This window comes from Aciditerrimonas ferrireducens (genome assembly GCF_023130475.1).
Taxonomy (GTDB): Bacteria; Actinomycetota; Acidimicrobiia; order Acidimicrobiales; family UBA8190; genus Aciditerrimonas; species Aciditerrimonas ferrireducens.
In genome coordinates, this window is sequence record NZ_JAKHEX010000001.1 from 136,489 (window position 1) to 161,063 (window position 24,575).

Sequence of the window (24,575 nt, forward strand, 5' to 3'; positions counted from 1 at the left end):
GGGCGGGTGCGGGTCGGGTCGTCACGGCAGGGCAGCTCCTTCGGTCGAGGGCAGGGGCGGGACCGGGGGCTCCTCTCCAGGGGCATCCCCGGCGAAGGGGTCGTGGGCGGCCCAGGCGGGGTCGGGGCCCACGCCCGGGTTCAGGAGACCCTCGGGGTCGAGGGCCTGCTTGAGGCGGGCCAGGATGGCCAGGTGGAGGGGGTCGGCGAGGGCGGCGAAGGCGGCCCGCTTGGCCCGGCCGAGGCCGTGCTCCCCGGAGACCGCCCCGCCGAGCTCCTGGGCCAGGGCGAAGAGGCGGTCGAGGAGCCGGTGACGGGCCTCGGGGTCGGGCAGGAAGACCGAGAGGTGGACGTTGCCGTCGCCGACGTGGCCGCAGCCGGCAAGCAGGGCCCCGTGCTCGCCGGCGAGCCGGCCGGCGGCCCCGAGGAACCGGGGCATGGCCGCCCGGGGGACCACCATGTCGAGGATGTCGTCGGCCCCGGCGGCCTTCGCCGCGTAGAAGGCCTGCTCGCGGGCCTCGACGAGGGCCCGGCCGGCGTGGTCGGGCAGGACGTAGACGTCGAGGGCCCCGGCGTCGGCGAGGCGCTCGGCGGCCTCGGCGGTGTCCTGCTCGAGCTGGTCCTCCCGCCGGGCCTGGAGGCCGACGAGGAGCGACGCGCTGGTCCGCTCGGCCAGGTCGGCGGGCAGGCCGAGGGGGAGGTCGGCCCGCTGGGTGACGGCCGCCAGGGTGAGGGCGTCGAGGTACTCGAGGAGGAGGGGTTCGAGGCCGCTGGCGAGGAGGCCCGGGACGGCGCGGCCGAGGCGCTCGAGGTCGGCGAAGGGGGCGAGGAGGGTCCGGCGGTGCCGAGGGCGGGGCTGGAGCTTCAGGGTCGCCTCGGTGACCAGGGCCAGGGTGCCCTCGGAGCCGATGACCAGCTGGGTGAGGTCGTAGCCGCTCGAGAGCTTGCAGAGCCGGCCCCCGGTGCGCAGGACCTGGCCGCTGGCGAGGACGAGCTCGAGGCCGAGGACGTGCTGGCGGGTGACGCCGTAGCGGACGGCCCGCATGCCCCCGGCGTTCGTCGCCACGGTGCCCCCGATGCTGGCCGAGGGCTCCCCGGGCTCGACCGGGTAGACGAGGCCCCGGGGTGCCAGGGCCTCGTCGAGCTGGCCGAGGCGGATCCCGGGCTGGCAGACGGCCGCGAGGTTCTCCTCGTCGATCTCCAGGATGCGGTCCATGCGGTCGAAGCTCACCACCACGGCCCCGGGGGCGGGCACGGCGCCCCCCGAGAGCCCGGTCGCCCCGCCCCGGGGGGTGAGGGGCCGGCCGGCCCGGCGGCAGGCGGCCACGACGGCGGCCACCTCGGGGGTGCTGGCCGGGCGGACCACGCAGCAGGGCCGGACCGGTTCGACGGTCAGGCACTCGTCGTGGGTCCAGTCGGGACCGAGGTCGTCGCCGGCCAGGAGGTTGGCCGGGCCGACGATGCGGGCGAGCTGCTCGAGCAGGTCCCCCATGGCTGCACCCCCTGCTGGTCGGGCCGGTTCGACGGCCCCACCCTAGGTTGGCCGGCCCGGGCCTGCCGGGCCGATCCGCAGGGGGAACGGTAAGAATGGGGCGGTGAGCCAGCCCATCGAGGACTACGGCCTGATCGGCGACACCCACACCGCCGCCCTCGTGGGCCGGGACGGGTCGATCGACTGGCTCTGCCTCCCCCGCTTCGACTCCGAGGCCTGCTTCGCCGCCCTGCTCGGCGACGAGCGCAACGGCTTCTGGCGCATCGCCCCGGCGACCGGTGGGAAGGCGGTGCGGCGCCGCTACCGGGGCGAGACGCTGGTGCTGGAGAGCGAGTTCGAGGTCGACGGAGGCAAGGTCCGGCTCATCGACTGCATGCCGATCCGGGAGAGCCACCCTGAGGTGGTCCGGATCGTGGAGGGCGTGGCCGGGACGGTCCCGATGCGGATGGAGATGGCCATGCGCTTCGGCTACGGCCGGGTGGTGCCCTGGGTGCGCCGCTCGGGGGGCCTGCTGACCGCCCTGGCCGGTCCCGACGGCCTGGCCCTGTGGACCACGGTCCACACCCGGGGCAAGGAGGTCGAGGGCGAGCGGCGGACGGTCGCCGAGTTCGACGTCTCGGCCGGCCAGCACGTGCCCTTCGTGCTCACCTGGTTCCCCTCCCACGAGGAGCCGCCCCGGCCGACCGACGCGGTGTTCGCCGTCGACGAGACCGAGCTGTGGTGGGAGGAGTGGTCCAGCCAGTGCACCTTCGACGGCCCCTGGCGGGAGGCCGTGGTGCGCTCCCTCATCACCTTGAAGGCCCTCACCTACCAGCCGACCGGCGGCATCGTGGCCGCGGCCACCACCTCGCTGCCCGAGACCCTGGGGGGCGAGCGGAACTGGGACTACCGCTACTGCTGGCTGCGGGACGCCACCTTGACCCTCCAGGCCCTCATGCGCGGCGGCTACCACGAGGAGGCCATGGCGTGGCGGGACTGGCTGCTGCGGGCCGCAGCCGGGGACGCCCGGGACCTCCAGATCATGTACGGCCCGGCGGGGGAGCGGCGGCTGGACGAGTGGGAGGCGGACTGGCTGGCTGGCTACGAGGGCTCCCAGCCGGTCCGGATCGGGAACGCGGCCGCCGGGCAGTACCAGCTCGACGTCTACGGGGAGGTCATGTCGGCCCTCTACGACTCGGCAGTGGCCGGGGACCCCCCGAGCGAGTCGGCCTGGGACCTCCAGCGGACCCTGCTCGACTTCTTGGAGGACGGCTGGCGGGAACCCGACGACGGGATCTGGGAGGTCCGGGGGCCGAGGCGGCACTTCACCCACTCGAAGGTCATGGCCTGGGTGGCCGTGGACCGGGCGGTCCGCAGCGTCGAGCAGCTCGGCCTCGAGGGGCCCCTGGACCGCTGGCGGGCCCTGCGGGACGAGATCCACGCCGAGGTCTGCCAGAAAGGGTTCAACAGCGACGTGGGGGCCTTCACCCAGTACTACGGGGGCACGGGCCTCGACGCCAGCCTGCTCATGATCCCCCTCGTGGGGTTCCTGCCGGCCAGCGACGACCGGGTCCGCCAGACCGTCGAGGCGATCGAGCGGGACCTCACCGAGGACGGCTTCGTCCTGCGCTACAAGGCCGAGGAGGCCAGCGACGTGGACGGCCTCTCGGGCCACGAGGGCGCGTTCTTGGCCTGCTCGTTCTGGCTGGCCGACTGCCTCTACCTGATCGGCCGCCAGGACGACGCCCGGGCCCTCTTCGAGCGGCTGCTGGCCCTCCGCAACGACCTGGGCCTCTTGAGCGAGGAGTACGACGCCCGGGCGAAGCGCCAGGTCGGGAACTTCCCCCAGGCGTTCTCCCACGTGTCGCTCGTGAACGCCGCGTTCAACCTCTCGGGCCGGCCCCCGAGCGGCCAGCAGGACCCCGAGGCCCTCCAGCTGGTCCGGCGGGCCACCTTGCGTTCGCGCTCCCGCACCGCCCGCCTCCAGGGCCGGTTCCTCGGCATGGGCCGGGGGGTGCGGGCCGCCCGGGTCGCCCGCTCGAGCCGCGGCGCCCCCGAGAGCGGCAGCCGGCCGGCCGGCCAGGCCCCAGGCGGGGGGCGGCCGGGGCGGAGCCGGGGACCGGGCCGGGCCTAGGGCAGCGTCGGGACGGGCGACCGGGGCCAGGGCCCGGTGCGACGAGGAGAGCGGACGAGGAGAGCGAGGGAACCGATGCGGGCACTGACGGTGGAGCCGAAGCAGCAGGGCAGCGCCACGGTGGAGGAGGTGCCCGAGCCGCCGGCCGAGGACGGCCCGGTGCTCGTGGAGACCCTGGCGGTCGGGGTGTGCGGGACCGACCTGGAGATCCTCTCGGGGCAGTACGGCTGGGCGCCACCGGGCCGGGACCGCCTGGTCCTCGGGCACGAGTCCATCGGGCGGGTCCAGGAGGCCCCGGCGGGCAGCGGCCTGGCCGAAGGCGACCTGGTGGTCGGCATCGTGCGGCGTCCCGACCCGGTGCCCTGCCCGAACTGCGCCGTGGGCGAGTGGGACTTCTGCCGCAACGGCAAGTACACCGAGCGGGGCATCAAGGAGCACGACGGCTACTGCTCCGAGCGCTACCGCATCACCCCGGAGTACGCGGTGAAGGTGGACCCGAGCCTCGGCAGCCTCGGGGTACTGCTCGAGCCGACCTCGGTGGTGGCGAAGGCCTGGGAGCAGGCCGAGCGGATCGGGGGCCGGGCCCGGTTCGAGCCGAAGGTGGCGGTGGTCACCGGGGCGGGGCCCATCGGCCTGCTGGCTGCCCTGCTCGGGGTGCAGCGGGGCTTGGAGGTCCACGTCTTCGACCAGGTCACCTCGGGGCCCAAGCCCGAGCTGGTGGCCGCCCTCGGCGCCCACTACCACACGGGGCCCATCGAGGAGGCGGTGAAGGAACCCGACGTGGTGGTGGAGTGCACCGGGGTGGGCAGCCTGGTCTTCGACGCCATGGAGCACCTGGGGCCCGGCGGGGTCGTGGTCCTGACCGGGGTGTCCTCGGGGGGCCGCAGCATCGACGTGGACGCCGGGCTGCTGAACCGGGCCATGGTGCTGGAGAACGAGGCGGTGGTCGGGTCGGTGAACGCCAACCGGCGCCACTACGAACAGGCGGCCGAAGCGCTGGCCAAGGCGGATCGGTCCTGGCTGGAGGGGCTGGTGTCGCGCCGGGTGCCCCTCGAGGACTGGCAGGCGGCCCTCGAGCGCCAGCCCGACGACGTGAAGGTGGTGATCGAGGTGGCCAAGTGAGTGAGACTCACACCCCGGGCGCCGAGGGGGCCGGGGGGCCGAGCCGGCCCCAGGTGACCGAGATCGGGCCGGGCGTCCTCCAGATCGACACCCTCCTCGGGGGCTGGGAGCGGGTGACCGCCGGCTACCTGCTCGAGGGCCGGGCCCCGGTGCTCGTGGAGACCGGCAGCCAGTCCTCGGTGCCGACCCTGCTGGCCGCCCTCGAGCACCTCGGGGTCGGGCCCGGGGAGCTGGCCGGGGTGGCCGTGACCCACATCCACCTGGACCACGCCGGGGGGGTGGGGGACGTGGCCCGGGCCTTCCCCGGCGCCACGGTCTACGTCCACGAGAAAGGGGCCCGGCACCTGGTGGACCCGAGCCGGCTCATCGCCTCGGCCTCGATGGTCTACGGCCCCCTCCTCGACTCCCTCTACGGCCGCCTCGACCCGACCCCCGCCGAGCGGGTCAAGGTCCTGGCCGACGGGGAGACCGTCGAGGTCGCCCCGGACCGGCTGCTCACCACCGTCGACTCGCCGGGCCACGCGAAGCACCACCTGGCCCTCCACGACTCCCGCAGCGGCATCCTCTTCGCCGGGGACGCCGTCGGGGTGCGGCTGCCCGACGCCGGGGTGCTGCGCCCGGCCACCCCCCCGCCGGACTTCGACCTCGACCAGGCCCTCCACTCCCTGCGGCGCTTCGCCGAGCGCCAGCCCTCGGGGCTGGCCCTGGCCCACTACGGCCTCCTGGAGGACCCCCAGGCGGTGCTCGAGGAGGCCGAGGCCACCTTGCGCCACTGGGCCGAGGTGGCCGAGCGGGCCTGGCGGGAAGGGCGGGACATCGCCGAGGCCCTCGAAGCGGCGTTCGCTGGCGACCTCAGCCAGGCCCCGGACGAGCAGCGCCGCAAGCTCGAGACCCTGAACGGGGTCCACTCGAACGCCGCGGGCCTGCGCCGCTGGCTGGAGCAGCGCCAGAAGGCCCAAGGGGCCCAGAGCCCGGGCCAGGCCTGAGCGCGGGGTTCACTCGAAGCTCGGCTCCCGGTCCCGGGTCCGCTTGATCTCGTAGAAGCCGTCGAAGGCGGTGACGAGCTGAACCCCGTCCCAGAGCCGGCCGGCGTCCTCGCCCTTGGGGGCCGGGGTGACGATGGGGCCGAAGAACGCCCGGGGCCCTACCCCGATGACCGGGGTGCCGACGTCGAGCCCGACCCGGTCGAAGGCCAGGTGGTGGGAGTCCTTGATCGCCTGGTCGTAGCGGTCGTCCTCCGCCGCCTTCGCCAGGTCGGCCGGCAGACCGGCCTCGGTGAGGGCCTCGGTGAGCACCGCCGGGTCCTCCCGGCGGCCCTGCACGTGGAAGCGGGTCCCGATGGCGGTGTAGAGGGGGCCGAGGACCCCCGGCCCGGCCTCCTCGGCCGCCGCCTGGCACACCCGGACCGGTCCCCAGGCCTTCGCCATGAGCTCCTTGTAGCGCTCCGAGAGCCCCTCCCCCTGGTGCTGCTCGAGGTTCAGGTAGGCGAGGGACATGAGTCGCCAGGTCACCTCGATCGGCCGGACCCGCTCGACCTCGAGGATCCAGCGGGAGGTGATCCAGGCCCAGGGGCAGATGGGGTCGAACCAGAAGTCGACCGGCGTGCGAGACGGAGCGTCAGCCATGATCCTGCAAACCCCAGTCGGCCGCTCGGGATTCCCACCCGGACCGTGCCCGCCCGGACCGTGCCCGCCCGGACCGTTCCGGCCTGGGTCGCCCTGCGCCGGGCCGCGCCGCCGCGGATCGGCTGTGCCTCGGCCCGGTCGGCGAGGCTGGCGAGGGCCACGATGCCGCCGAGCATGGCGGCCGCAGCGACGGCCTCGGCCGCCCCGCCGAGGGGGGTGACGGGGTGGAGGTGTTCCCGGAGGACGGTGAGGCCGACGAGGGCCCCGACGACCGGCTCGGCGGCGCTCAGGGCCGGCTGGGCGTCGGCCAGGCGGCTCTGGTGGTAGGCGGTCTGCTGGCAGAGGAAGCCGAGGGTGCCGGCCAGGACCAGGCCGTAGGGGGGCCAGCTGGCGAGGATGGCCGGCCCGTGGTGGACGACCCCGACGAGGACGGTCTTCGTGAGGGCGTCGGAGATGCCGAAGGTGGCGCCCCCGGCGCTCGCCATGGCGAGGGCCCGGAGGCGGGGCGGGAGGAGGGGCCCGAGGGCGAAGGCCCCGAGGACCAGGGCCCCGACCCCGGCCAGCCAGGGCAGCCAGCTGCCGATGGGGGCGCTGGCCCGCCCGGCGGCCGGGCTGGCGAGGACGGTGAAGGCGAGGATGGCCGCGGTGGTGACGAGCACGGCCAGCCACTGGCGGGCGGTGAGGGGGCGGCGGTGCAGCAGCCCCGAGGTGCCGAGGGCCACCACCAGGGCCACGCAGAGCAGGGGCTCGACGACGACGAGCCGGCCGGCGGCGAAGGCGACCGCCTGGAGGCCGTAGCCGGCGAGGGTGAGGACCCAGCCGGCCCGCCAGGCCGGGGAGCGAAGAAGGTCGGCCAAGAGGCCGGGGTGGACGGTGCTGCGAGGCCGGGCCTGGCCGGCCCCCCGGTGCTCGAGGGCCATGCCGACCCCCACGACCCCGGCCGCCCCGAGGGCGGCACCGACCGCCAGGGCCTGGTCCACGCCGGCGCCGGCCCTAGGCGCTCTGGGCCCGGCGGCGAAGGAAGCTCACGAACTCCACCCCTTCCCGGAGCCGGCGGCGGAGCACGTCGGGGCTCTTCACCATCTCGGCGGTCATCTCGGCGATCTTGCCGGCCCGGAAGTAGAACTTCTTGTAGAACTCCTCGACCGAGTCGAAGATCTCGGTCCGGGTCAGGTGGGGGTAGGAGAGGGCGGCGGTCTGGATGCCCCGCTCGTCGACCAGCTGGGCCCCCTCGTCGTCCTCGGGCAGCCAGCCGTTCTCCTTCGCCTGCTTCCACAGCTGGGTGCCGGGGTAGGGGGCGGCGATGCTGACCTGGATGGTGTGGGGGTTGATCTCCTGGGCGAAGCGGATGGTCTCCTGGATGGTCTCCTTGGTCTCCCCCGGCAGGCCCACGATGAAGGTGCCGTGGATGGTGATGCCGAGGTCCCGGCAGTCCTTGGCGAACTGGCGGGCCCGCTCCACCCGGACCCCCTTCTTGATGTTCTGCAGGATCTGCTGGTTGCCGGACTCGAAGCCCACGAGGAGCAGGCGCAGGCCGTTGTCCCGCAGGACCTTCAGGGTCTCGTAGGGCACGTTGGCCTTGGCGTTGCAGGACCACTCCAGGCCGAGGCGGCCCATACCCCGGGCGATCTCCTCCGCCCGGGGCCGGTTGTCGGTGAAGGTGTCGTCGTCGAAGAAGACTTCCTTCACCTGCGGGAAGTAGCGGGGCACGAGGGCCATCTCGCCGAGGACGTGCTCGACGGAGCGGACCCGGTAGCGGTGGCCGCCGACGGTCTGGGGCCAGAGGCAGAAGGTGCACTGGGAGCGGCAGCCCCGGCCGGTGTAGAGCGACACGTAGGGGTGCTTGAGGTAGCCGATGAAGTAGTCCTCGACCCGCAGGTCCCGCTGGTAGACGTCGAGGACGTAGGGCAGGCGGTCCATGTCCTCGAGGACCGGCCGGTCGGGGGTCCAGACCACCTGGCCGTCGGGTCCCCGGGTGCAGAGGCCGGCCACCTCGGTGAGGGGCCGGCCCTCGGCCACCTCGAGGACGGTGAAGTCGAACTCCTCCCGGCAGACGAAGTCGATGGCCGGGGAGGCGAGGAGCGACCCCTCGGGGTCCACCGCCACCTTGGCCCCCACGAAGCCGATCAGCAGGTCCGGGTTCGCAGCTTTGAGGGCCTCGGCCACCTTCACGTCCCCGGGGAACGAGGGGCTCGAGGTGTGCAGGACGCAGAGCTCGTACTGGCTGGCCAGGGGGAGGACGTCGTCGAGCCCGAGGCCCGCCGGGGGCGCGTCGACGAGCTTCGAGCCGGGCACCAGGGCGGCCGGCTGGGCCAGCCACGTCGGGTACCAGAAGGAGCGGATCTCCCGCTTGGCCTGGTAGCGGGAGCCCGCGCCTCCGTCGAACCCCTCGTAGGACGGCGGGTGGAGGAAGAGGGTCTTCAGCATGGTCGCTCCGGGCCTCCTTCTGGCTGGCTGGCGGGCCGCTCGCCGCTCGGGGACCGGCCGGGCAGGGGCGCCGGGGGTCCCTCGGGCACCTCGGCGAGCGGGCGCCGACCCTGATGGCTCCCAGCCTCGCCCACCTCGGCAACGAGCGCCAAACCCGGGGGGTCGGCGGCCGCACGGGCCGGACCGGGCTGGACCGGACCGGGCCCCCCCAGGCCGGCCAGGGCCTCGGTGAGGGCCTCGGCGAAGTCCCCGGGCCGGCGGGTCCCGGCGGGGGGGCAGGGGCTCGGCGGGGGCGGGTCCGCCAGGGCGGCGAGGACCGCCTCGGCGAGGCGGCCGGGCTCGGGGTCCACCACCCCGGCCTGCCCGAGGCCGAGCTCGTGCTGGATGTTGTCCCGTCCGTGGCCGGGGACGACGTCGAGGAGGAGCAGGGGCCGGCCGACCGCCCGGGCCTCGCTGCAGGTGGTGGCCCCGGGGGTGGTGACGACCAGGTCGCTGGCGGCCATGAGGAGGGGCACCTGGTCGCTGAAGCCGAGCGAGCGGACGGTGGGCACCGCGGCGGCCACCTGGTCGAGGGCCCTGGCCGCCCGGGGGTTCCTCCCGGCGAGGGCGAGGACCCAGACCCCGGTCTGGCCGATGCTCCTGGCCGCTTCGGCGAGGGGGCCGAGCCCCCACCCGCCCCCCATGAGGAGCACCGTCGGGGTCCCCTCGGGCACCCCGAGGGCCCGGCGGGCCTCGGTCTTCGAGGGGGGGGCGAGGAACCCGGCCCGGACCGGCGGGGGCACGAGGCCGACCCGGGCCCGGGGCAGGTAGCGGCGGACCGCTTGGGCGGCCGCCGGGGAGGTCACGAGGAAGAGGTCGAGGCCCGGCTGGACCCAGAGCCGGTGGGGGCTCGCGTCGGTGCAGAGGCAGACGGTCGCCGGCCGCCTCGGCGCGCCGGCCCAGGGGCCGCCCACGAGGCGGGCCAGGGCCGAGGACCCGGTGGCGAAGCAGGCCACGGCGAGCTCGGGGGGCTCGGGTCCCAGCGCCGCGGCCAGGGCGGGGACGAGGCGGCGGGTGGCGGCCCGGTCCAGGGTCTCGGCCAGGGCGCTGCCGGGTCGCAGGTGGGCGAAGTGGAGGCCGTCGTAGAGGGCGGGGTGGGCGAGGAGGCGGCGGAACACGGCGTCGCCGGCCCGGCCGCCGAGGGAGCCGAGGAGGGCCATGCAGTCCAGGGTCCGGACCTCGTAGCCGACCGAGACCAGCCCCTCGGTCAGGACCTGGCTCACCACGTCGTGGCCGAGGCCCAGGCTGCCGGTCAGGACGACCGCTCTGGCACCCACCGTCCCGCTCCCTCCGTTCGGCCCCGGACCCTAGCCGCCGGTCCTCGGGGTCGGGGGCCGCCCCGGTCCGGTCGGCGGTGGCACCCGGGGCGTGTCGGCGTGGCGGGCCTCCGATGGGGATGGGAGGCTTCTGGCATGGCCGAGCCCGCGACACTGCCGAGCAGCCCCGTGGTCCGGGTCGAGCGGGAGGGCCCGGTGGCCCTCGTGACCCTGTGGCGCCCCGAGGCCCGCAACGCCTTGAACGCCGAGCTGCGCCGGGACCTCCCGCAGGTCCTGGCCGCCCTGGACGCCGACGGGGAGGTCGGGGCGATCGTGCTGACCGGGGCCGACCCGGCGTTCTGCGCCGGCCTGGACCTCAAGGAGCTCGGGGCCGGGCAGCACCGCCTCGGCCAGACCCTGGGAGCCGGGGCGCGCCGGCTCGGCAGCGGCCCGGTGCCCGACCTCCAGACCCCCCTGATCGGGGCGGTCAACGGGCCGGCGGTCACCGGGGGCCTGGAGCTGGCCCTCCACTGCGACCTGCTGGTCGCTTCGGAGCGGGCCCGCTTCGCCGACACCCACGCCCGGGTCGGGGTGCAGCCCGGCTGGGGCCTCACGGTGCTCCTGGCCGAGGCGGTCGGCCGGCGCCGGGCCCTCGAGATGAGCATGACCGGTCGGTTCGTGGACGCCGAGTGCGCCCTGGCCTGGGGCCTGGTGAACGCGGTGGTGCCCCACGGGGAGCTCCTGCCGAGCGCCCTGGCCCTGGCCCGGGAGATCGCCGAGGTGCCCCGGGCCTCGCTGCGCCGTCTTCGCGCCACCTACCGCCGCCAGTGGGCCGTGGCGGACGGGGCCGGCCTGCAGCTCGAGGCGGAGGTGGCGGCCGCCTGGGCGCAGGGACCCGAGGCGAGCCCCGAAGCGGTGGAGGCCCGGCGGGAGGCCCTGGTGGCCCGGGGCCGGGCTCAGGCCGCCTCGGGCTCGGGGGCCGAGGGCGCCGCCGAGGGGGGCAGGGCCGGGAGGCGGGCCGAGTAGATGGAGTAGCCGTCGAGCTGGCGGGCCACGGCGGTGGCGAGCACGGTGGCGGCGATGACCGGCACCATGAGCTCGAAGCCGTTGTGGGTCAGCTCGAGGATGAGGACCAGGCCGGCCAAGGGGGCCTGCATGGCCGCCCCGATCATGGCCGCTGCGCCGATGGTGGCGTAGGCCCCGGCCGGGGCGCCGGGCCAGAGGTGGGACCAGGCGAGGCCGAGGAACCCGCCCAGGGCCGCCCCGGTGCTCATGAAGGGGGTGAAGAGCCCCCCGGAGGCCCCGACCCCGAGGGTCATGGTGGTGGCCAGGGGCTTGAGGGCGGCCAGGGCGGCGAAGAGCCCGAGGGTGCCGACGCCGAGGAACGCCTCGTGGGCCATGCCCTTGCCGTTGCCGAAGAGCTGGGGGTAGGCGATGCCGAGGGCCCCGAGGGCGGCGAAGCCGAGCACCGAGGCCGGGATCGTCCGCCAACCCTGCAGGCGGTGGTGGGAGACGATGCCGACCAGCCGGATGAGGAGCGCGGCGAGCACCCCGATGAGCACCCCGGCGGGCAGGGAGAAGGCGAGCAGGGTGAAGGCGAAGTGGTAGGTCGGGACGTTCGTGTAGGTGGCGTGGCGGGGCAGGTAGAGCCAGGCGGTGACCGTGGCCACCCAGGAGCAGGCCAGGGCCGGGAGGGCGACGGGCAGGCTGAGGGTCCCGACGAGGACCTCGGCGGTGAAGAGGGCCCCGCCGAGGGGCACGTTGTAGACGCAGGCCAGCCCGGCCCCGCCCCCGCAGGCCACGAGCAGCCAGCGCTGCTCGGGGGTCAGGCGGAACCAGTCGGCGACGACCGAGCCGGCCACCCCGCCCATGAGCTTCGGGGCGGCCTCCCGGCCGATGGAGGCCCCCATGCCGACCACCACCTCGGAGATGACCGAGGTGCCGAGCGACCGGGGCACCGACAGCCGGGCGTCGCCCCGCCAGAGGGCGTGGTCGATCTCGGCGTGCTGGCCAGCGGTCAGGCGGCGCAGGACGAACCAGGCGACGCTGCCGAGCAGCCCGGAGAGGGCCAGGACGACGACCCGGCGCAGGGCGCTGGCCCGGCTGACGGCAGCCAGGAACGAGCCCCCCTGGTGGAAGCCGAAGGCCAGGTGCTCAGTGGTGAAGAGGATGGCCATGAGACCGTCGCCGAGCAGGCCGGTGGCCACCCCGACGAGGACCACGGTCGCCCAGAACCGGGCGGTGAGGGGGGCCAGGTCGTGGGTGACGTTCGGCTGCTCCATGGCCCCCCGGCCCGAGGGCAGCCGGCGGCGGAACAGGGGCGGCGGGGTGCGTCGGCGCTGGCTCGGGGACGGCGCAGGGCGCTGAGGTCGCTGCGGGCCGGGGTCGGGCCCCGCTGGGCCGGGCATCCCTCCAGCATGGCCGACGGGGGCCCGCCGGTCGTCCTGGCGGGGCGCCGGCCCCGCTCCAGGGTCCCCGGGCGGCCTCGAGACGGGCAGGGACCGGGACCGGGACTGGGGCCTCACCCGGCCAGGACCTCGGCGAGGGCCCCGGCGCCCGGTTCCTTGCGGGCCGTCGGCTGGGCCAGGTGGGCCGGGGTCGGGGTGAAGGCCTCGCCCCGGAGCACCGAGCGGAGGGTGCCGAGGGCCACGGTGGCCCAGGCGCCGACCAGGCCGGCGTAGGCCGCCACGGCGGCGACCCGGAAGGCCGGCAGGTGGGTGAGGCCGGCCAGACGGGTCGTGCCGGTCACGAAGGTGCCGACCGGGAAGGTGAAGCTCCACCAGGTGAGGGCGAAGGGCAGGCCCCGGCGGGCGGTCCGGACGGTCAAGGCGCCGACGAGGGCGATCCAGAGGACCGCGAACCCCCAGACCGGGACCCCGAAGAGCACCCCGAAGGCCTCGAAGGCCGGGGCCAGGTGGGCGGGGGCGGCCAGGTGGGCCTCGGCGGCCAGCAGGCCGGCCGCGGTGACCGACTGGCCGAGGGGCCCGAGGACGATCCAGAGGGTCGGCACGCGGGCGGTGCCCGAGGTGCCGTGGTGGACGAGCCGGGACCAGATGAGGGTGATGACGATGAGGGCGGTCACGAGGCTCATGCCGAAGAGGGCGAAGAGGCCGACGAAGAGGGTCTGGCGATCGGGCCCGGCCGGGAGGTAAGGCAGGAGGAGCGGCCCGGTGCCAGCCGAGACCATGGGAGGCACGATCGGCATGAGCCAGCCCCCGAAGGCGCCGTCGGCCGCCACCTCGATCTGGGTGAACATCCGGTAGGGGACGACCACGCAGGCGGCGAGGCCGGTCAGGGTGCCGGCCCCCCAGAGGAGCCAGTCGAGGTCGACGCCAAGCCGCAGGCCGAGGAGGTGGCGCCCGACCAGCAGGGCCCCGGCCCCGAGGGTCAGCATGGCCATGGGCGGGGCCCCGTAGAACTGGGCCATGGCCGGGTCCCGGCCGTGGCGGCGGGCGGCGTCCCGGTGGCGGAGCCAGTGGGCGGCGGTCGCCACCAGCAGGGCCACGAAGAGCAGGCCGTCGGCCACCCAGACGACCTCCGCGGCGGCCAGGAGCCCGGGCAGGTGGAGGGGCAGGGTGGCTGCGGCGTTGGCCACGATCCCGGTGCCCATGACCGAGGCGAACCAGTTCGGGCCGACGTGCCGGAGGGCCGGCTCCTCGGCGGCCTGGTCCACCGGCGAGGCCAAGAGGCGAGCCAGGATCGGTGTTCTCGATGGCAGGTGACGCGGCGTCGGCGGCATGGTTGTAGACAACCAGCACAGGCGAGGCTCGACTAGGCCCAGGGTGCCGATGAGCTAATAGGATTCTCCTATGGCTGTGGGCAGCGGAGGGCGGGAGGAGACCGCCGGGCACGGGCGGCTGGTCGAGCCGGTCCCGAGCCTGCGGGGCCTGGCCCTGGCGGTGGCGGTGGCCGAGCGAGGGGGTCTCGGGGCCGCCGCCCGGGCGCTCGGCATCAGCCAGCCGAGCGCCAGTGGCCTGCTGGCCCAGCTCGAGGGCCAGCTGGGGGTTCGGCTCTTCGAACGGGGACCCCGGGGCACGGTGCCGACCGAGGCGGGTCGGCAGCTGCTGCCGCTGGCCGAGACGGTGGTCCGGGCCGCCGGCCTGCTCCAGCAGGAGGCCCGCCTGCTGGGAGCGGACGAGGCGCCGGAGCTGCGGGTGGCGGCCTCGACGACCGTGGCCGAGCACCTCGCCCCCCGGTGGCTGGGCCGAGTGGCTGCGGGGCGGGAGGACCTTCGGCTGGTGCTGGAGGTGGCGAACTCCTCTGGGGTGGTCCGCTCGGTGCGGGAGGGCCGGGTGGAGCTCGGGTTCGTGGAGGGCCCGACCCCCGACGCCGAGGCGTCCCTCGCCGTCCAGGCCGTCGGCCGGGACCGGCTGGTGGTGGTGGTCCCCCCGGGGCACCCCTGGGCGGGGCGGGGGACGGTCGAGGCCACGGAGTTGGCTGGGGCGCCCCTGGTGCTGCGGGAGCCGGGCTCGGGGACCCGGGAGGTCCTGGAGGAGGCCATGGCCCGCTTGGGCCTGGCGGTCCGGGCCCGCTTGGCCCTGGGGTCGGGGGCCGCGGTGCTGGCCGCGGTCCGCCACGGGGAAGGCCCTGGGGTGGTGAGCGAGCTGGTGGCGGCCGAGGCGGTGGCCGCGGGGTCGCTCGTGGCCCTCGGGGTCCAGGGGGTGGCCCTGGAGCGCCGGCTCTGGGCGATCTGGCGCCGCCAACCCGGGCTGTCGTCGCTGGCCCGGACCCTCCTGGCCCGGGTCGCCGAGGACGGCTGAGGCCGAAGCGGGCCCACAGGGGCCGGGCGGGCCGGCCGCTTGACCAGACGATCCGCGCTGGCTGGAATCGGGGTGCCGGGTCCTTGCGGGGACCTGGCACCGGGTGGGAAGCGCCCGGTCTCGGGGGGCACGGTGCGATCAGCCGTTCGACCAGTCGCGTGGGCGTCTGTGGAGGTGCAGCCGTGCATCGAGAGCGAGGCGGCGGGGGGACGCGGTCGGGCGGTACCCGCTGGCGCTGGTGGCGGGGTTCGGCCGGGCCGGTCGTGGTCGGGGCGGTCGTAGTCGGGGCGGTGCTGGCCCTGGCGGCCCCGGCGGGCTGGGCGAGCCCCGGGGCGACCGGGTCGGGAGGTCCCGGCGGCGTCGCTGGGACCAGCGGGGGGCTCCTCGGGGGCGTGCTGGGCGCCGTCGGGGGACTGCTCGGAGGCGACCCGGGAGGGACGGCCGCTGGGGGTGGGGCCAGCGGTCTGGCCGGGTCCCTGGGGTCGGTGGTGGGCCAGGTCACCCAGGCGGCGACCCGGGTGGCCGGGGGCGCGCTCGGCGGTGTCGAGGGGCTGGTGAGCGGGGTTGCGAAGAGCGTGGGGCAGCTGGCCGGACCATCGGCGGGGACGACCGCCACCGGGGCAGCGGCTCCCGCCGCAGCGCCCGCTGGCCCGCCGCCTCTGCCCGCCGATCCTTACCCGGCGGGCGGCAACGGCTACGACATCTCCTGGCCCCAGTGCGGCGGGCCCTATCCGCCGGTCGCCCCGGTGGCCGTCGTGGGGGTGAACGACGGGGTGGCCTTCTCGGCGAACCCGTGTTTTGCGAGCGAGGCGAGCTGGGCGGGGCCGGCGCTCACCACCTACCTGAACCTCAACGCCCCCGAGGGGGCCGACCCCGCAGCCTGGGACCAGGGTCCGGCCGGGGCGTGCGGGAGCGGGGACCTGACGTGCCAGGCCTTCAACTACGGCTACCAGACCGCCAGCCAGTCGATCGGCGAGGCGGCGGCGAGCGGGCACCCGAGCCGGGTGTGGTGGCTGGACGTGGAGACCGCGAACTACTGGACCTCGGACACGGCGGTGAACGACCAGGTGATCGCCGGTGCCCTGGCGGCCATCCGGGCGGCCGGCGACTGGGCGGGGATCTACTCGACGGCCTACCAGTGGGGCCTGATCGCCGGGTCCTATGACCCGGGGGTGCCGGTGTGGTACCCGACGGGGGGCAGCGCCCCGAGCTACCAGCCCTGGTGCCAGGCGACGAGCTTCGCTGGGGGGCGGGTCGACCTGGTGCAGCACGAGGCGGGACGCTTCGACGGGGACTATGCGTGCTGAGCCTCCGGTTCGGACCCGTCGAGTGGTGACGGCCCTGGGATTGCTGCTGGTGGCGGCAGCGGCCTCGTGCGGGGGAAGCGGGGCGCGCCAGGGGAGCACGGGCCCGGCGCGTGGCCCCCGTGGCGGGCCGCAGGGCCAGGCGGCGGCCCGGGTGCCGACCACCCCCGGCGAGTCGGCGCCAGGGAGCAGAGCCGGGACCTCCCCGAGCAACGGGTTCCCGCCGGCAGTGACCCGTGCCTTGGCGACCCTGGGGGCGGCCGCCGCGGGCGTGGAGGTCCCGACGCGCCTGCCCGTGTCGACGGGGACGGTGGCCGGTGAGGCGAGCGTCCTGGGCGGGGGGACCACGGTCGTCCTGCGACAGGGCACCGCCGGCCACGTGGGCCGGGAGCTGGCGAGCTTCACGACCGTGCCGGCCAGCTCCCCTGGAGCCGCCGCCCAGGCGCTAGCGAGCCTGCGGAGCCAAACAGTGGTCGGCTGCCTCGGGCCCTCGAGTCCGCTGCGGCTCGGGCCGGTCGAGGCGGCGAGCTGCCCGACGGCCGAGGGCCCCGCGATCACCTGGTCGAGCGAGGGGTGGACCGTCCAGGTCCTGACGCTGGCCGGCTCGGCGGCGGCCACGGCCCAGGCCCGCTCCCTGGCGTCCTGGCTCGTCGCCGACGGCCTCCCGGCAGCCCCGGGCGGGGGCCTGGTGAGCGACGTGGTGCCGGGCGGGAGCGCCGCCGGGGACAGCCCGACCATCCTGCTGGCCTGGCAGCGCGGCTCGGCTCTGGTCGAGGTCCGCAGCCTCGACGACCCCGAGGCCGCCGTGGCCATGGCGGCCTCCGCCGCCCCCTACGCCGTCCCGGCAGGCTGAGGGCGGGCGTCGGAGCCGAGGACGGCTCACGCGGGCTGGGCAAGGCCCGCCAGGCGGTCGCGAAGGGCGGCGATGCGGGCCTTGGCCGCCTGGGCGTCCCGGGCGGGTCGGGCCCGATGGGCCAGGGCGTCGGCGGCCTCCTCCAGGGGGGCCAGCCAGGGGCTCGGTCGGCCGGTCCAGCTGGCCAGCAGGCTGCGCTCGGCCCGGGTGCAGGCCACGTAGAACAGGCGGGCCTCCTCCTCCGGGTCCTCGGCGTTGGCCAGGGGCACCATCCCGTCCTCGAGGCCGAGCAGGACCACGTGGGCGAACTCGGTGCCCTTGGCTCGGTGGAAGGTGGCCAGCTCCACCCCCGTCCTCGAAACGGTCTGCAGGCCGTCCGGACCGCTCAGCTCGGCCCGTAGCCAGCCCCGGAGGCCCCGGGGGTGGGCCCCTGCCCGCCGCTGGTCCGCCCATTCGGCCACCAGGTCCCGCAGGACGAGGAGCTGGTCGGCGACGGCCTCGGGGTCCTGGCGAGCGGCCAGGCACTCCTCGAGGTCGGCCAGGACGACGAGCGGTGGGCGGGGACGGGCCAGGTCGAGCTGCTCGAGGACCTCCCGGACCGCTGGCTCCTCCAGCAGCGACCGGCCGGTCCGCACCGGCACGCCGGCCCGCAGCAGGGCGTCCTCCACCAGGCGGAGCCGGTCCCGGGTGCGGGCGAGGACCGCCATGGTCGACCACCCCCAGCCGGCGGCCCGGAGGAGCCGGAGCCGGCGGGTGACCTCCCGTGCTTCCGCAGCCGGGTCGGCGCAGCGGAGGAGCTCGACGCTCGCCGGAAGGTCCTGGCCGCCCTCGGCAGCCCGCTCAGCGAACCCCAGGTGCGCCCGGAGCCGGCCGGCCAGCCGCACCAGGTCGCCGGCGGCCCGGTAGTTCCGGGTGAGCCGGTGCCGGCTGGGCGCGGCCACCCACTGCTCGGTAGCGGTCAAGAAGCGTGAGTCTGCTCCGTTGAAGCCGTAGATGGTCTGGTCGGGGTCGCCGACGAGGAACAGGTCGGGGTCCTCCCCGGCCAGGCCGCGCAGGAAGGCCCACTGGGCGGGGGTCAGGTCCTGGGCCTCGTCCACCAGCAGGTGCTGGTGGCGCCAGCGCACCGCCCCGGCCAGGGCAGGGTCGTGGAGGGCCTCGGCGGCCAGGCGCGGCAGGTCGGCCGCGTCGACGACGCCCCGACGCCGTTTCAGCGCCTCGTAGCGGGCCAGGACCTCGGCGACCCGCTCGGGGTCGAGTGGGGCACGCCGCCGGGCCCGGGTGCAGGCGTCGGGGTAGTCCGCCGGCTCGAGCCCCAGGCTGGCCAGCCACGCCGCCTCGCTGGCCAGGCTCGGGGCCCAGGGCGCGTCGTCGGCCCCGGCGGCCTCGGCGAGCAGCCCCAGGGGGTCGCTGGCGAAGGCCAGGGGCTGGCGGCCCTGGTGCTCGGCCTCGTCGAGCAGGACCCGCCGGGCCAGGCGGTGCACCGTGCCGTACCACCCGCCGCCCACCTGGAGCGTCGTCGAACGCCGGCGCAGCTCCTCCGCGGCCCGCCGGGTGAAGGTCACCACGACGGCCCGGGCCGGGTCGAGGTCGCCTCGGGCCGCCCGGTAGGCGAGGCGGTGGGTCAGCACCCGGGTCTTGCCCGATCCCGGGCCGGCCTCCACCACGACCACCCTGGCGGGGTCGGTCACGCAGCGCCGTTGGGCCTCGTCGAGGCCCGCCAGTAGGGCATCGACCCTGGGAGCCGACGCCGTGTCCCGCAGGACCGTGTCCTGGCCGCTCCTCGGCGGCTCGGGGACGGCGAGGGGCAGGGCGGGGCCCTTCTGGGTGCTCGGCCGCCGGCGGCTGCCCACGGCCCTCACCTTAGGCAGCGCCGGCCGCCCAGCTCGGGCAGCAGCGCGAGGCGTTCGTTCGGTTCACGGCGCTCCTTCCTTTCCCTTTTCCGATGGTTGGCTGTTCGGCTGGCGTTCCGCCCATGGTGCCCGAGGGGTGTGACGGGTCGTTCCTGGCCAGGGCCGGGAGGCCGACCCCGGTGGCCGGGCGCCGACCGGTACCCTGCGGCGGTGGCTGAACGGGACAAGGAGCGGGGATCGGCAGGCGACCAGGGAGCCGCCCCCGGCCTGGGCGACCTGGTGGCTCAGGCCCGGCGGTCGGCGCTGGCCCTCGTGGCCCTGCCGGAGGCCGGGGTGGAAGCGCTGCGAGCCCTTGGGCAGTTGCCCCCGCGGCTGGATCGGCTCATCGAGCTCCTCGAAGCCACGAACGGCGCGGTCCGAGCCGCTGCCCTCGGGGCGGAGGCCGCGGCCAGCGGGCTGGCGAGCACCGCCGAGATCCTGCGGCGGGTGAGCGGGCTGGTGGAGACCGCGCTGCCGCCGCTGACCGGCGGGGCGGGGGCCCTGGCCGAGGTGTCCCGCCGACTCAGCGAGACTGCCGGCGACCTGGCGGCCGACCTGCCCCGGGTGGTGCGTCGCCTGGACGAGGTGTCCCCCGAGCTGGCCGGCCTGGCGACGGCCCTCGACGGCCGACTGGAGAACCTGGACAAGGCCGTGGCCCAGCTCGGCAGCGTGGTGAGCGGGGCGGTTGCCGCCATCCCCGGCCTCCGGCGATCGCTGCGGGGCTTGACCGAGCCCGGTGCGGACCAGGCGGCCCGCCCTTCGAGTGCGGCCGATACGGGCCCCGCGGGCCGAAGCCGCCCAGGGACGGCCCAACCGGGCGACGGCGGAGCCGGGACCGGGGGCCCCCAGCCGGCGGGCTGAGCGACCCGGCGCCGGGGCGCCACGCCGACCGGCCCACCCCGAGGACGGTCGCCCGACCCTCAGGGGTCGGGCAGGACGATCGGCCAGGTCGGGCCACGGGGGCGGCCAGCCAGGCCGTAGCGGCCGGCCACGAGGGCCGCAGCGAGGGCGTCGCGCTGGTCCTGGTTCGTGCGGGGCGGGAGGCCCGACAAGGGGAGGCCGGCGAGGCCAGCCCTGGACCAAGCTCCTCGACTGCGGGCCCGGCGGGGCCCGCACCAGCGGGTCCAGGCGGCCGTGGGGAACACCTCCACGACCTGGTCGCCGCGAAAGCCCGCCGCCCGGAGGGCCTGCCAGAGGGCGAAGCCCTGGATGAGCCAGCCGTAGAAGGTCGGGTTGGCGGCGATGGCCCGGGTGTCCGGGGTCCAGCGGATCCCGCAGACGAGCCGCCGGACGAGCAGCTCCGAGGGCCGGAACCGGGCCCCTGGTGCGGCGGGCTCCTCAGGCGCATCGACCCCGACGGCCAGAACCTCCTCGGGGCCGCCGTGGGAAGCCAGCACCGCCAGGACCCCCGCGGGCGTGGCGTGGCGCCCCAGGTGTCGGAGCTGCCAGCCCTGGGCGACCAGCTCGCAGACGGCGAGGTCGAAGCCCTTTCGGGGTCCGCCGACGTCGATGCCGGCCGCCAGTCGGGCGGCCGCGGGTCGGGTCACGTCCCGAGCCGGTGCTGTCGTGGCGGAGGAGGTGGGATTCGAACCCACGGTGGCCTTGCGACCACAACGGTTTTCGAGACCGTCCGATTCGTCCGCTCTCGCACTCCTCCGAGCTGGTCCTCGGGCCGCTGGTGGTCCGTCGCCATTGGCCGTCGTCCCGGGCTGTCCAAGGGGTGGACGCGTGTTCCCGGACCGAGCCGGGAACGTGCGGGCGCTCCGGTCAGGGTCACGCCAGCGACGCCCGAAACCTGGGACATCCGGGGGGAGGCTAGCAAGTTTCCGACACGCCCCCGGACGCCGAAGGGCCGGCGACGAGGGTCCCGACCTCGGACCTGGCTCGGACGTCTCGACGGCCACGGTCCGGGCTGCCCGGCAGGTGGGCGCCACGAACGGCGGGCGTTCGACCCTGGCGCGGCGTCAGCGAAGGGGGTTCTCCTGCCCCCGCTCCTCGGGCCGCCGGGGGCCGAAGATCCGCCGCTCGGCTTCCTGGATCGGGATGTCGTTGATGCTCGCTTCCCGCCGCCGCATCAAACCGTGCTCGTCGAACTCCCAGAGCTCGTTGCCGTAGCTGCGCCACCATTGGCCGTTGCGATCCCGGCTCTCGTATTGGAACCGGACGGCGATCCGGTTGCCTTCGAAGGCCCACAGATCCTTGCGGAGCGCATAGTCGAGCTCTCGCTCCCACTTCTGCCGGAGGAACTCGACGATCTCCTGGCGCCCCTGCAGGAACGTGTCGCGATTGCGCCAGACGGAGTCCTCGGTGTACGCGAGGGCGACTCGCTCGGGATCCCGGGTGTTCCAGGCATCCTCGGCGCTCTGGACCTTTTGCAGGGCCGTTTCCCGTGTGAAGGGGGGAAGCGGTGGACGGTCCTCGGGCACGGGCGATCACCTTCTTTCTGGACCGGACGATGGAAGGCTAGCGCTCGGCGCCCGCGCCCTTCGGCTCAGCGACGAGCGGCGAAGAACTGGCTGAGCAGGGCGGCCGCCTCCTCGGCTCGAAGGCCCGGTTCGACGACGAGCTCGTGGTGGAGCCGGGGATCGGCTCCGAGGTGGTAGAGGGTGCCGAGGGCTCCGGCCTTCGGGTCGGGGGCGGCGTAGACGACCCGCTGGAGCCGACTGGCGAGGAGGGCGCCCGCGCACATGGGGCAGGGCTCCAGGGTCACCACCGCGGTGACCCCCTCCAGGCGCCAGCTCCCCAGGGTGGCCGCAGCATCGCGGAGCGCCAGGATCTCGGCGTGGGCGGTGGGGTCCTGACGGAGCTCGCGCTCGTTGTGGCGGGCCGCCAGGAGCTGGCCGTCACGGACCAGGACGCAGCCGACGGGAACGTCCCCGTGGGTCGGGGCGAGGCGGGCCTGGGCGAGGGCGAGGGCCATGGCGGCCTGGTCGTCGAGCCGCTCGGTGCTGCCGAACGGTGCTGCGTCAGTCATGGTCTCCCTTCGTCCGTCGCCCGGCGGTTCCCGGTCTGCCTGGTCAGGGGTCGTTCGCGCCGGCTGGGGCGCCCGGGGCGGGCCGCCTCCCGGCGCGTGCTGACGACCGGTACCATCCTCTCCGTTCCCGGCGGGGCTGGCGAGCGCCCTCCGGCGCGCCGCGCCGCAGCCCGGGGGACGACGGTCCGAACCCGACGAGGAGTGCCGGTGGAGACTGCCATGCCGAGGATCCCGAGGACCCGCCGATCGGCCACGGGTCGACGGACCGGCCAGCCCGCGCACCGGCACCAGGACGGGGGGCGGTAGCCGGTGGCCGGGGGCTGGCGGGCACGGCGGCGGTCCCTCGACCGTCTGCGTTTTTCGAACCGCAAGCGGGGCGTCCGGCGGGTGGTGCCGAGCGGGCCGCCCCGGCCGGCCCGGCCACGGGTCCGGGTGCAGGTCCTCGGTGCGGTGGGCCTGGTGCTGCTGTCGGTGATGGTCGTGCGCCTGTGGTACCTGCAGGTGCTCGACGGCAAGCAGTACAGCAGCACGGTGGTCTCCGAGGCCTACCAAGTGGACCAGCTGCCTGCGCCCCGGGGCATCATCACCACCCGCAACGGCGTCCCACTGGTCGAGAACGCGGCGGACGAGGAGATCGCCCTGTCCCGGGCCGACGCCCAGCAGCACCCGAGCGTGGTGAGCGCCGTGGCCGCCCTGACCGGGCAGAGCGTGGCCAGCGTCGACCAGGAGCTGGCAAACCCGCAGTACACCAGCTACCAGCTCATCCCGGTGGTCCACAACGCCACGGTCCAGGAGCTGACGACCCTCGCCGAGAACCCCGGGGAGTTCCCGGGGGTGAAGGCCGAGTCGGTCTCGGTGCGGACCTACCCCTTCGGGACCCTTGCGGCGCACGTGCTGGGGTACGTGACCCCCATCACCCAGCAGGAACTGCAGCAGTACAAGAACCAGGGCTACCAGCCCGGGGACCAGTTCGGGCAGAGCGGCCTGGAGGCCCAGTACCAGCAGTACCTGCGGGGGACGCCGGGCAAGGAGCTGGTTGAGGTGGACGCCCAGGGCAACACCTTGGGGGTGGTCAGCAAGGTCCCGCCCAAGCCCGGCGACACCTTGGTGACCCACATCGACTTGGGGCTCCAGCAGCAGCTCGACCAGGACCTGGCGGGGGAGATCCACAAGCTCCAGGCGAGCGGCGTGGCCGCCCCGACCGGGGCGGCGGTCATCATGGACCCGAACAACGGTGCGGTCCTGGCCATGGCCTCCTACCCGACCTACAACCCCTCGGTCTGGGCTGGGGGGATCAGCGAGAAGAACTACCAGGCCCTGACCTCGCCGCAGAGCCACGAGCCGCTCATCAACCGGGCCATCGCCGGGCTCTACACCCCCGGCTCGGTCTTCAAGCTGGCGACGGCCACCGCCGCCTTGAACGACGGGCTGATCACCACGAGCTACACCTACGACGACGCCACAGGGACCTACACCATCCCGGGCTGCACGGCCGGCCAGTGCACTTACCACAACGCCGGCTACGAGCACCTCGGGGTGATCAACATCACCCCGGCTCTCGCCGCCTCGGACGACGTGTTCTTCTACAACCTCGGCGTCATGTTCTGGGAGCAGCGGGCGAAGTACGGCGAGGACGCCATCCAGAAGTGGGCGAACGCCTACTCCTTCGGCGAGGGCACCGGCGTCGACCTGCCCGGCGAGCAGACCGGCTTCGTCGACAGCCCCCAGGTGGAGGAGAAGCTCCACCAGCAGTTCCCCAAGGCCTACCCCTATCCGCAGTGGTACGCCGGGAACAACCTCGAGATGGCCTTCGGGCAGGGGGCCACGATCCTGACCCCCATCGAGATCGCTGACGGCTACAGCACCTTCGCCAACGGCGGGACGAAGTACCAGCCACAAGTGGCTGCCGCCATCGTGAGCCCCTCGGGCAAGGTGGTGAAGCGGATCGAGCCGAAGGTGACCGGCCACGTCGAGCTGAGCCCCCAGGACCACCAGGCCATGTTGCTCGGCTACGAAGGAGCGGTCTCCAGCCCCATCGGCACCGCCTACTACACCTTCCAGGGCTTCCCCCTGAGCCAGTACCCGATCGCGGGCAAGACCGGGACGGCCTCCCGGCGGAGCCCGACCGGCGCCCAGGAGGCCCCGAACTCCTGGTTCGTCGGCTGGGCCCCGCCCCAGCACCCCCAGTACCTGATCGCCGGGGTCATCACCCAGGCCGGGTACGGTGCCGCTGGCTTCGCCTACGTGGCCCGGGACATCTTCACCTACCTCATGCAACGGCACAACCAGATCGCCCCGCTGCGGCTGGTCCCGAACCCTCCCGCCACCAGCGGTGCCAGCGCCACCAGCGGTGGGTCGGCTGCCAGCTCCCCGACCAGCAAGCCGGCGTCAGGCGCCTCCTCGACGAGCAAGGCCTCCAGCGGGGGCACCTCGAGCGGTCCGGCTCCGAGCAGCAGCGCCTCGGCGGCGAGCTCGGCACCCTCGAGCGGTGCGTCCTCCAGTGGCCCGGTCTCCAGCGGCGCGTCCTCCCGTGGTTCGACGGCCAGCGGGGCGGCGGTCGTCCGGGGCTCGCCCCAGGAGCACCGGGCGCGACTGACGGCGGTGCAAGTGCCGTTGCTGCCGGTGCTGCCCTGGCTGGTCAGCGGCCAAGGGGGTGGCTGCGACCGGCCCCGGGCCTCTCCGAGCGCCCTGACGTAGGCGGCGGACCCGGGGGGCCGTTCGA

Annotated in this window: 20 protein-coding genes and 1 tRNA gene; 9 read left to right on the plus strand and 12 right to left on the minus strand. The window is 75.4% G+C overall.

From position 1 onward, the window contains the following. Nucleotides 1-21 precede the first annotated feature (21 nt). Nucleotides 22-1,491 carry an FAD-binding oxidoreductase gene (locus Acit_RS00655; RefSeq protein WP_248105006.1) on the minus strand — a complete coding sequence of 490 codons (1,470 nt, stop codon included), beginning with the start codon at nucleotides 1,489-1,491 and terminating at the stop codon, nucleotides 22-24. Between the two features lie 103 nt (nucleotides 1,492-1,594). Here Acit_RS00655 and Acit_RS00660 point away from each other — a divergent pair, with 103 nt between their 5' ends. From Acit_RS00660 to Acit_RS00670, 3 genes are all read left to right on the plus strand, one after another. Beyond that, a complete protein-coding gene (locus Acit_RS00660; protein WP_248105007.1) occupies nucleotides 1,595-3,604 on the plus strand; it encodes a glycoside hydrolase family 15 protein in 2,010 nt (669 codons plus the stop codon). Nucleotides 3,605-3,679: 75 nt separating this feature from the next. Next, nucleotides 3,680-4,726: a glucose 1-dehydrogenase gene (locus Acit_RS00665; RefSeq protein WP_248105008.1), complete on the plus strand. Its 1,047-nt coding sequence runs from the start codon at nucleotides 3,680-3,682 to the stop codon at nucleotides 4,724-4,726. After that, nucleotides 4,723-5,712, plus strand: coding sequence for an MBL fold metallo-hydrolase (locus Acit_RS00670; RefSeq protein ID WP_248105009.1), 990 nt, complete (start codon nucleotides 4,723-4,725; stop codon nucleotides 5,710-5,712). The genes Acit_RS00665 and Acit_RS00670 overlap by 4 nt, the downstream gene beginning before the upstream one ends. 9 nt (nucleotides 5,713-5,721) lie before the next feature. Here Acit_RS00670 and Acit_RS00675 read toward each other — a convergent pair whose 3' ends face one another. The 4 genes from Acit_RS00675 to Acit_RS13355 are packed head-to-tail and all read right to left on the minus strand — an operon-like array spanning nucleotide 5,722 to nucleotide 10,094. Beyond that, on the minus strand, nucleotides 5,722-6,351 hold the full coding sequence (locus Acit_RS00675; RefSeq protein ID WP_248105010.1) for a DsbA family oxidoreductase: 630 nt from the start codon (nucleotides 6,349-6,351) through the stop codon (nucleotides 5,722-5,724). After that, nucleotides 6,234-7,331, minus strand: a complete 1,098-nt coding sequence (locus Acit_RS00680) for a DMT family transporter (RefSeq protein WP_248105011.1) — start codon at nucleotides 7,329-7,331, stop codon at nucleotides 6,234-6,236. Before Acit_RS00680 ends, Acit_RS00675 begins: the two co-directional genes overlap by 118 nt. A 13-nt stretch (nucleotides 7,332-7,344) precedes the next feature. After that, nucleotides 7,345-8,778 carry a hopanoid biosynthesis associated radical SAM protein HpnJ gene (hpnJ, locus tag Acit_RS00685; RefSeq protein WP_248105012.1) on the minus strand — a complete coding sequence of 478 codons (1,434 nt, stop codon included), beginning with the start codon at nucleotides 8,776-8,778 and terminating at the stop codon, nucleotides 7,345-7,347. Continuing rightward, complete coding sequence (locus Acit_RS13355; RefSeq protein ID WP_248105013.1) at nucleotides 8,772-10,094, minus strand: glycosyltransferase; 1,323 nt, start codon at nucleotides 10,092-10,094, stop codon at nucleotides 8,772-8,774. The genes hpnJ and Acit_RS13355 overlap by 7 nt, the downstream gene beginning before the upstream one ends. A gap of 135 nt (nucleotides 10,095-10,229) precedes the next feature. Between Acit_RS13355 and Acit_RS00695 the strand changes: the two genes are divergently transcribed. Then, entirely contained in the window at nucleotides 10,230-11,099 is an 870-nt protein-coding gene (locus Acit_RS00695; protein ID WP_248105014.1) for an enoyl-CoA hydratase, read from the plus strand. On the opposite strand, the gene Acit_RS00700 is transcribed toward Acit_RS00695, so the two are convergent. Both Acit_RS00700 and Acit_RS00705 read right to left on the minus strand, forming a co-directional pair. Continuing rightward, nucleotides 11,030-12,481, minus strand: a complete 1,452-nt coding sequence (locus tag Acit_RS00700; RefSeq protein WP_248105015.1) for a chloride channel protein — start codon at nucleotides 12,479-12,481, stop codon at nucleotides 11,030-11,032. The two genes, Acit_RS00695 and Acit_RS00700, sit on opposite strands and share 70 nt — an antisense overlap. A 113-nt stretch (nucleotides 12,482-12,594) precedes the next feature. Further along, entirely contained in the window at nucleotides 12,595-13,812 is a 1,218-nt protein-coding gene (locus Acit_RS00705) for a TDT family transporter (RefSeq protein WP_248105016.1), read from the minus strand. A gap of 70 nt (nucleotides 13,813-13,882) precedes the next feature. On the opposite strand from Acit_RS00705, the gene Acit_RS00710 reads away from it, so the two are divergent. The 3 genes from Acit_RS00710 to Acit_RS00720 all read left to right on the plus strand — a co-directional run bounded on the left by Acit_RS00710 (nucleotide 13,883) and on the right by Acit_RS00720 (nucleotide 16,990). Next, nucleotides 13,883-14,833, plus strand: coding sequence for a LysR family transcriptional regulator (locus tag Acit_RS00710; protein ID WP_248105017.1), 951 nt, complete (start codon nucleotides 13,883-13,885; stop codon nucleotides 14,831-14,833). A 182-nt stretch (nucleotides 14,834-15,015) separates the two neighbouring features. After that, complete coding sequence (locus Acit_RS00715; RefSeq protein ID WP_248105018.1) at nucleotides 15,016-16,140, plus strand: glycoside hydrolase family 25 domain-containing protein; 1,125 nt, start codon at nucleotides 15,016-15,018, stop codon at nucleotides 16,138-16,140. 25 nt (nucleotides 16,141-16,165) lie between these two features. Beyond that, the gene (locus Acit_RS00720; RefSeq protein ID WP_248105019.1) at nucleotides 16,166-16,990 is read left to right on the plus strand and encodes a hypothetical protein; all 825 of its coding nucleotides are present in this window, start codon (nucleotides 16,166-16,168) and stop codon (nucleotides 16,988-16,990) included. A 26-nt stretch (nucleotides 16,991-17,016) separates the two neighbouring features. Here the strand turns inward: Acit_RS00720 and Acit_RS00725 are convergent, their stop codons facing one another. Next, a complete protein-coding gene (locus Acit_RS00725) occupies nucleotides 17,017-18,840 on the minus strand; it encodes an ATP-dependent helicase (RefSeq protein ID WP_248105020.1) in 1,824 nt (607 codons plus the stop codon). 210 nt (nucleotides 18,841-19,050) lie between these two features. Between Acit_RS00725 and Acit_RS00730 the strand changes: the two genes are divergently transcribed. Continuing rightward, nucleotides 19,051-19,740 (plus strand): hypothetical protein, encoded by a 690-nt coding sequence (locus tag Acit_RS00730; protein WP_248105021.1) that lies wholly within the window; start codon nucleotides 19,051-19,053, stop codon nucleotides 19,738-19,740. A 59-nt stretch (nucleotides 19,741-19,799) separates the two neighbouring features. Here Acit_RS00730 and Acit_RS00735 read toward each other — a convergent pair whose 3' ends face one another. The 4 genes from Acit_RS00735 to Acit_RS00750 all read right to left on the minus strand — a co-directional run bounded on the left by Acit_RS00735 (nucleotide 19,800) and on the right by Acit_RS00750 (nucleotide 21,853). Continuing rightward, nucleotides 19,800-20,426, minus strand: coding sequence for a DUF429 domain-containing protein (locus Acit_RS00735; protein ID WP_248105022.1), 627 nt, complete (start codon nucleotides 20,424-20,426; stop codon nucleotides 19,800-19,802). Between the two features lie 20 nt (nucleotides 20,427-20,446). Next, a tRNA-Ser gene (locus Acit_RS00740) sits at nucleotides 20,447-20,536 on the minus strand. A 307-nt stretch (nucleotides 20,537-20,843) separates the two neighbouring features. After that, the gene (locus tag Acit_RS00745; RefSeq protein WP_248105023.1) at nucleotides 20,844-21,305 is read right to left on the minus strand and encodes a nuclear transport factor 2 family protein; all 462 of its coding nucleotides are present in this window, start codon (nucleotides 21,303-21,305) and stop codon (nucleotides 20,844-20,846) included. 65 nt (nucleotides 21,306-21,370) lie between these two features. Then, nucleotides 21,371-21,853, minus strand: coding sequence for a nucleoside deaminase (locus tag Acit_RS00750; protein ID WP_248105024.1), 483 nt, complete (start codon nucleotides 21,851-21,853; stop codon nucleotides 21,371-21,373). A gap of 309 nt (nucleotides 21,854-22,162) precedes the next feature. Between Acit_RS00750 and mrdA the strand changes: the two genes are divergently transcribed. After that, a complete protein-coding gene (gene mrdA, locus Acit_RS00755; RefSeq protein ID WP_248105025.1) occupies nucleotides 22,163-24,550 on the plus strand; it encodes a penicillin-binding protein 2 in 2,388 nt (795 codons plus the stop codon). The last annotated feature ends 25 nt before the right edge of the window (nucleotides 24,551-24,575 follow it).

Coding starts and splice junctions, on each gene's coding strand:
- Acit_RS00655 (WP_248105006.1), bottom strand. CDS start 1,491: ATGGGGGACCTGCTCGAGCAGCTCGCCCGCATCGTCGGCCCGGCCAAC.
- Acit_RS00750 (WP_248105024.1), bottom strand. CDS start 21,853: ATGACTGACGCAGCACCGTTCGGCAGCACCGAGCGGCTCGACGACCAG.
- Acit_RS00695 (WP_248105014.1), top strand. CDS start 10,230: ATGGCCGAGCCCGCGACACTGCCGAGCAGCCCCGTGGTCCGGGTCGAG.
- Acit_RS00705 (WP_248105016.1), bottom strand. CDS start 13,812: ATGCCGCCGACGCCGCGTCACCTGCCATCGAGAACACCGATCCTGGCT.
- Acit_RS00710 (WP_248105017.1), top strand. CDS start 13,883: ATGGCTGTGGGCAGCGGAGGGCGGGAGGAGACCGCCGGGCACGGGCGG.
- Acit_RS00675 (WP_248105010.1), bottom strand. CDS start 6,351: ATGGCTGACGCTCCGTCTCGCACGCCGGTCGACTTCTGGTTCGACCCC.
- hpnJ (WP_248105012.1), bottom strand. CDS start 8,778: ATGCTGAAGACCCTCTTCCTCCACCCGCCGTCCTACGAGGGGTTCGAC.
- Acit_RS00700 (WP_248105015.1), bottom strand. CDS start 12,481: ATGCCCGGCCCAGCGGGGCCCGACCCCGGCCCGCAGCGACCTCAGCGC.
- Acit_RS00665 (WP_248105008.1), top strand. CDS start 3,680: ATGCGGGCACTGACGGTGGAGCCGAAGCAGCAGGGCAGCGCCACGGTG.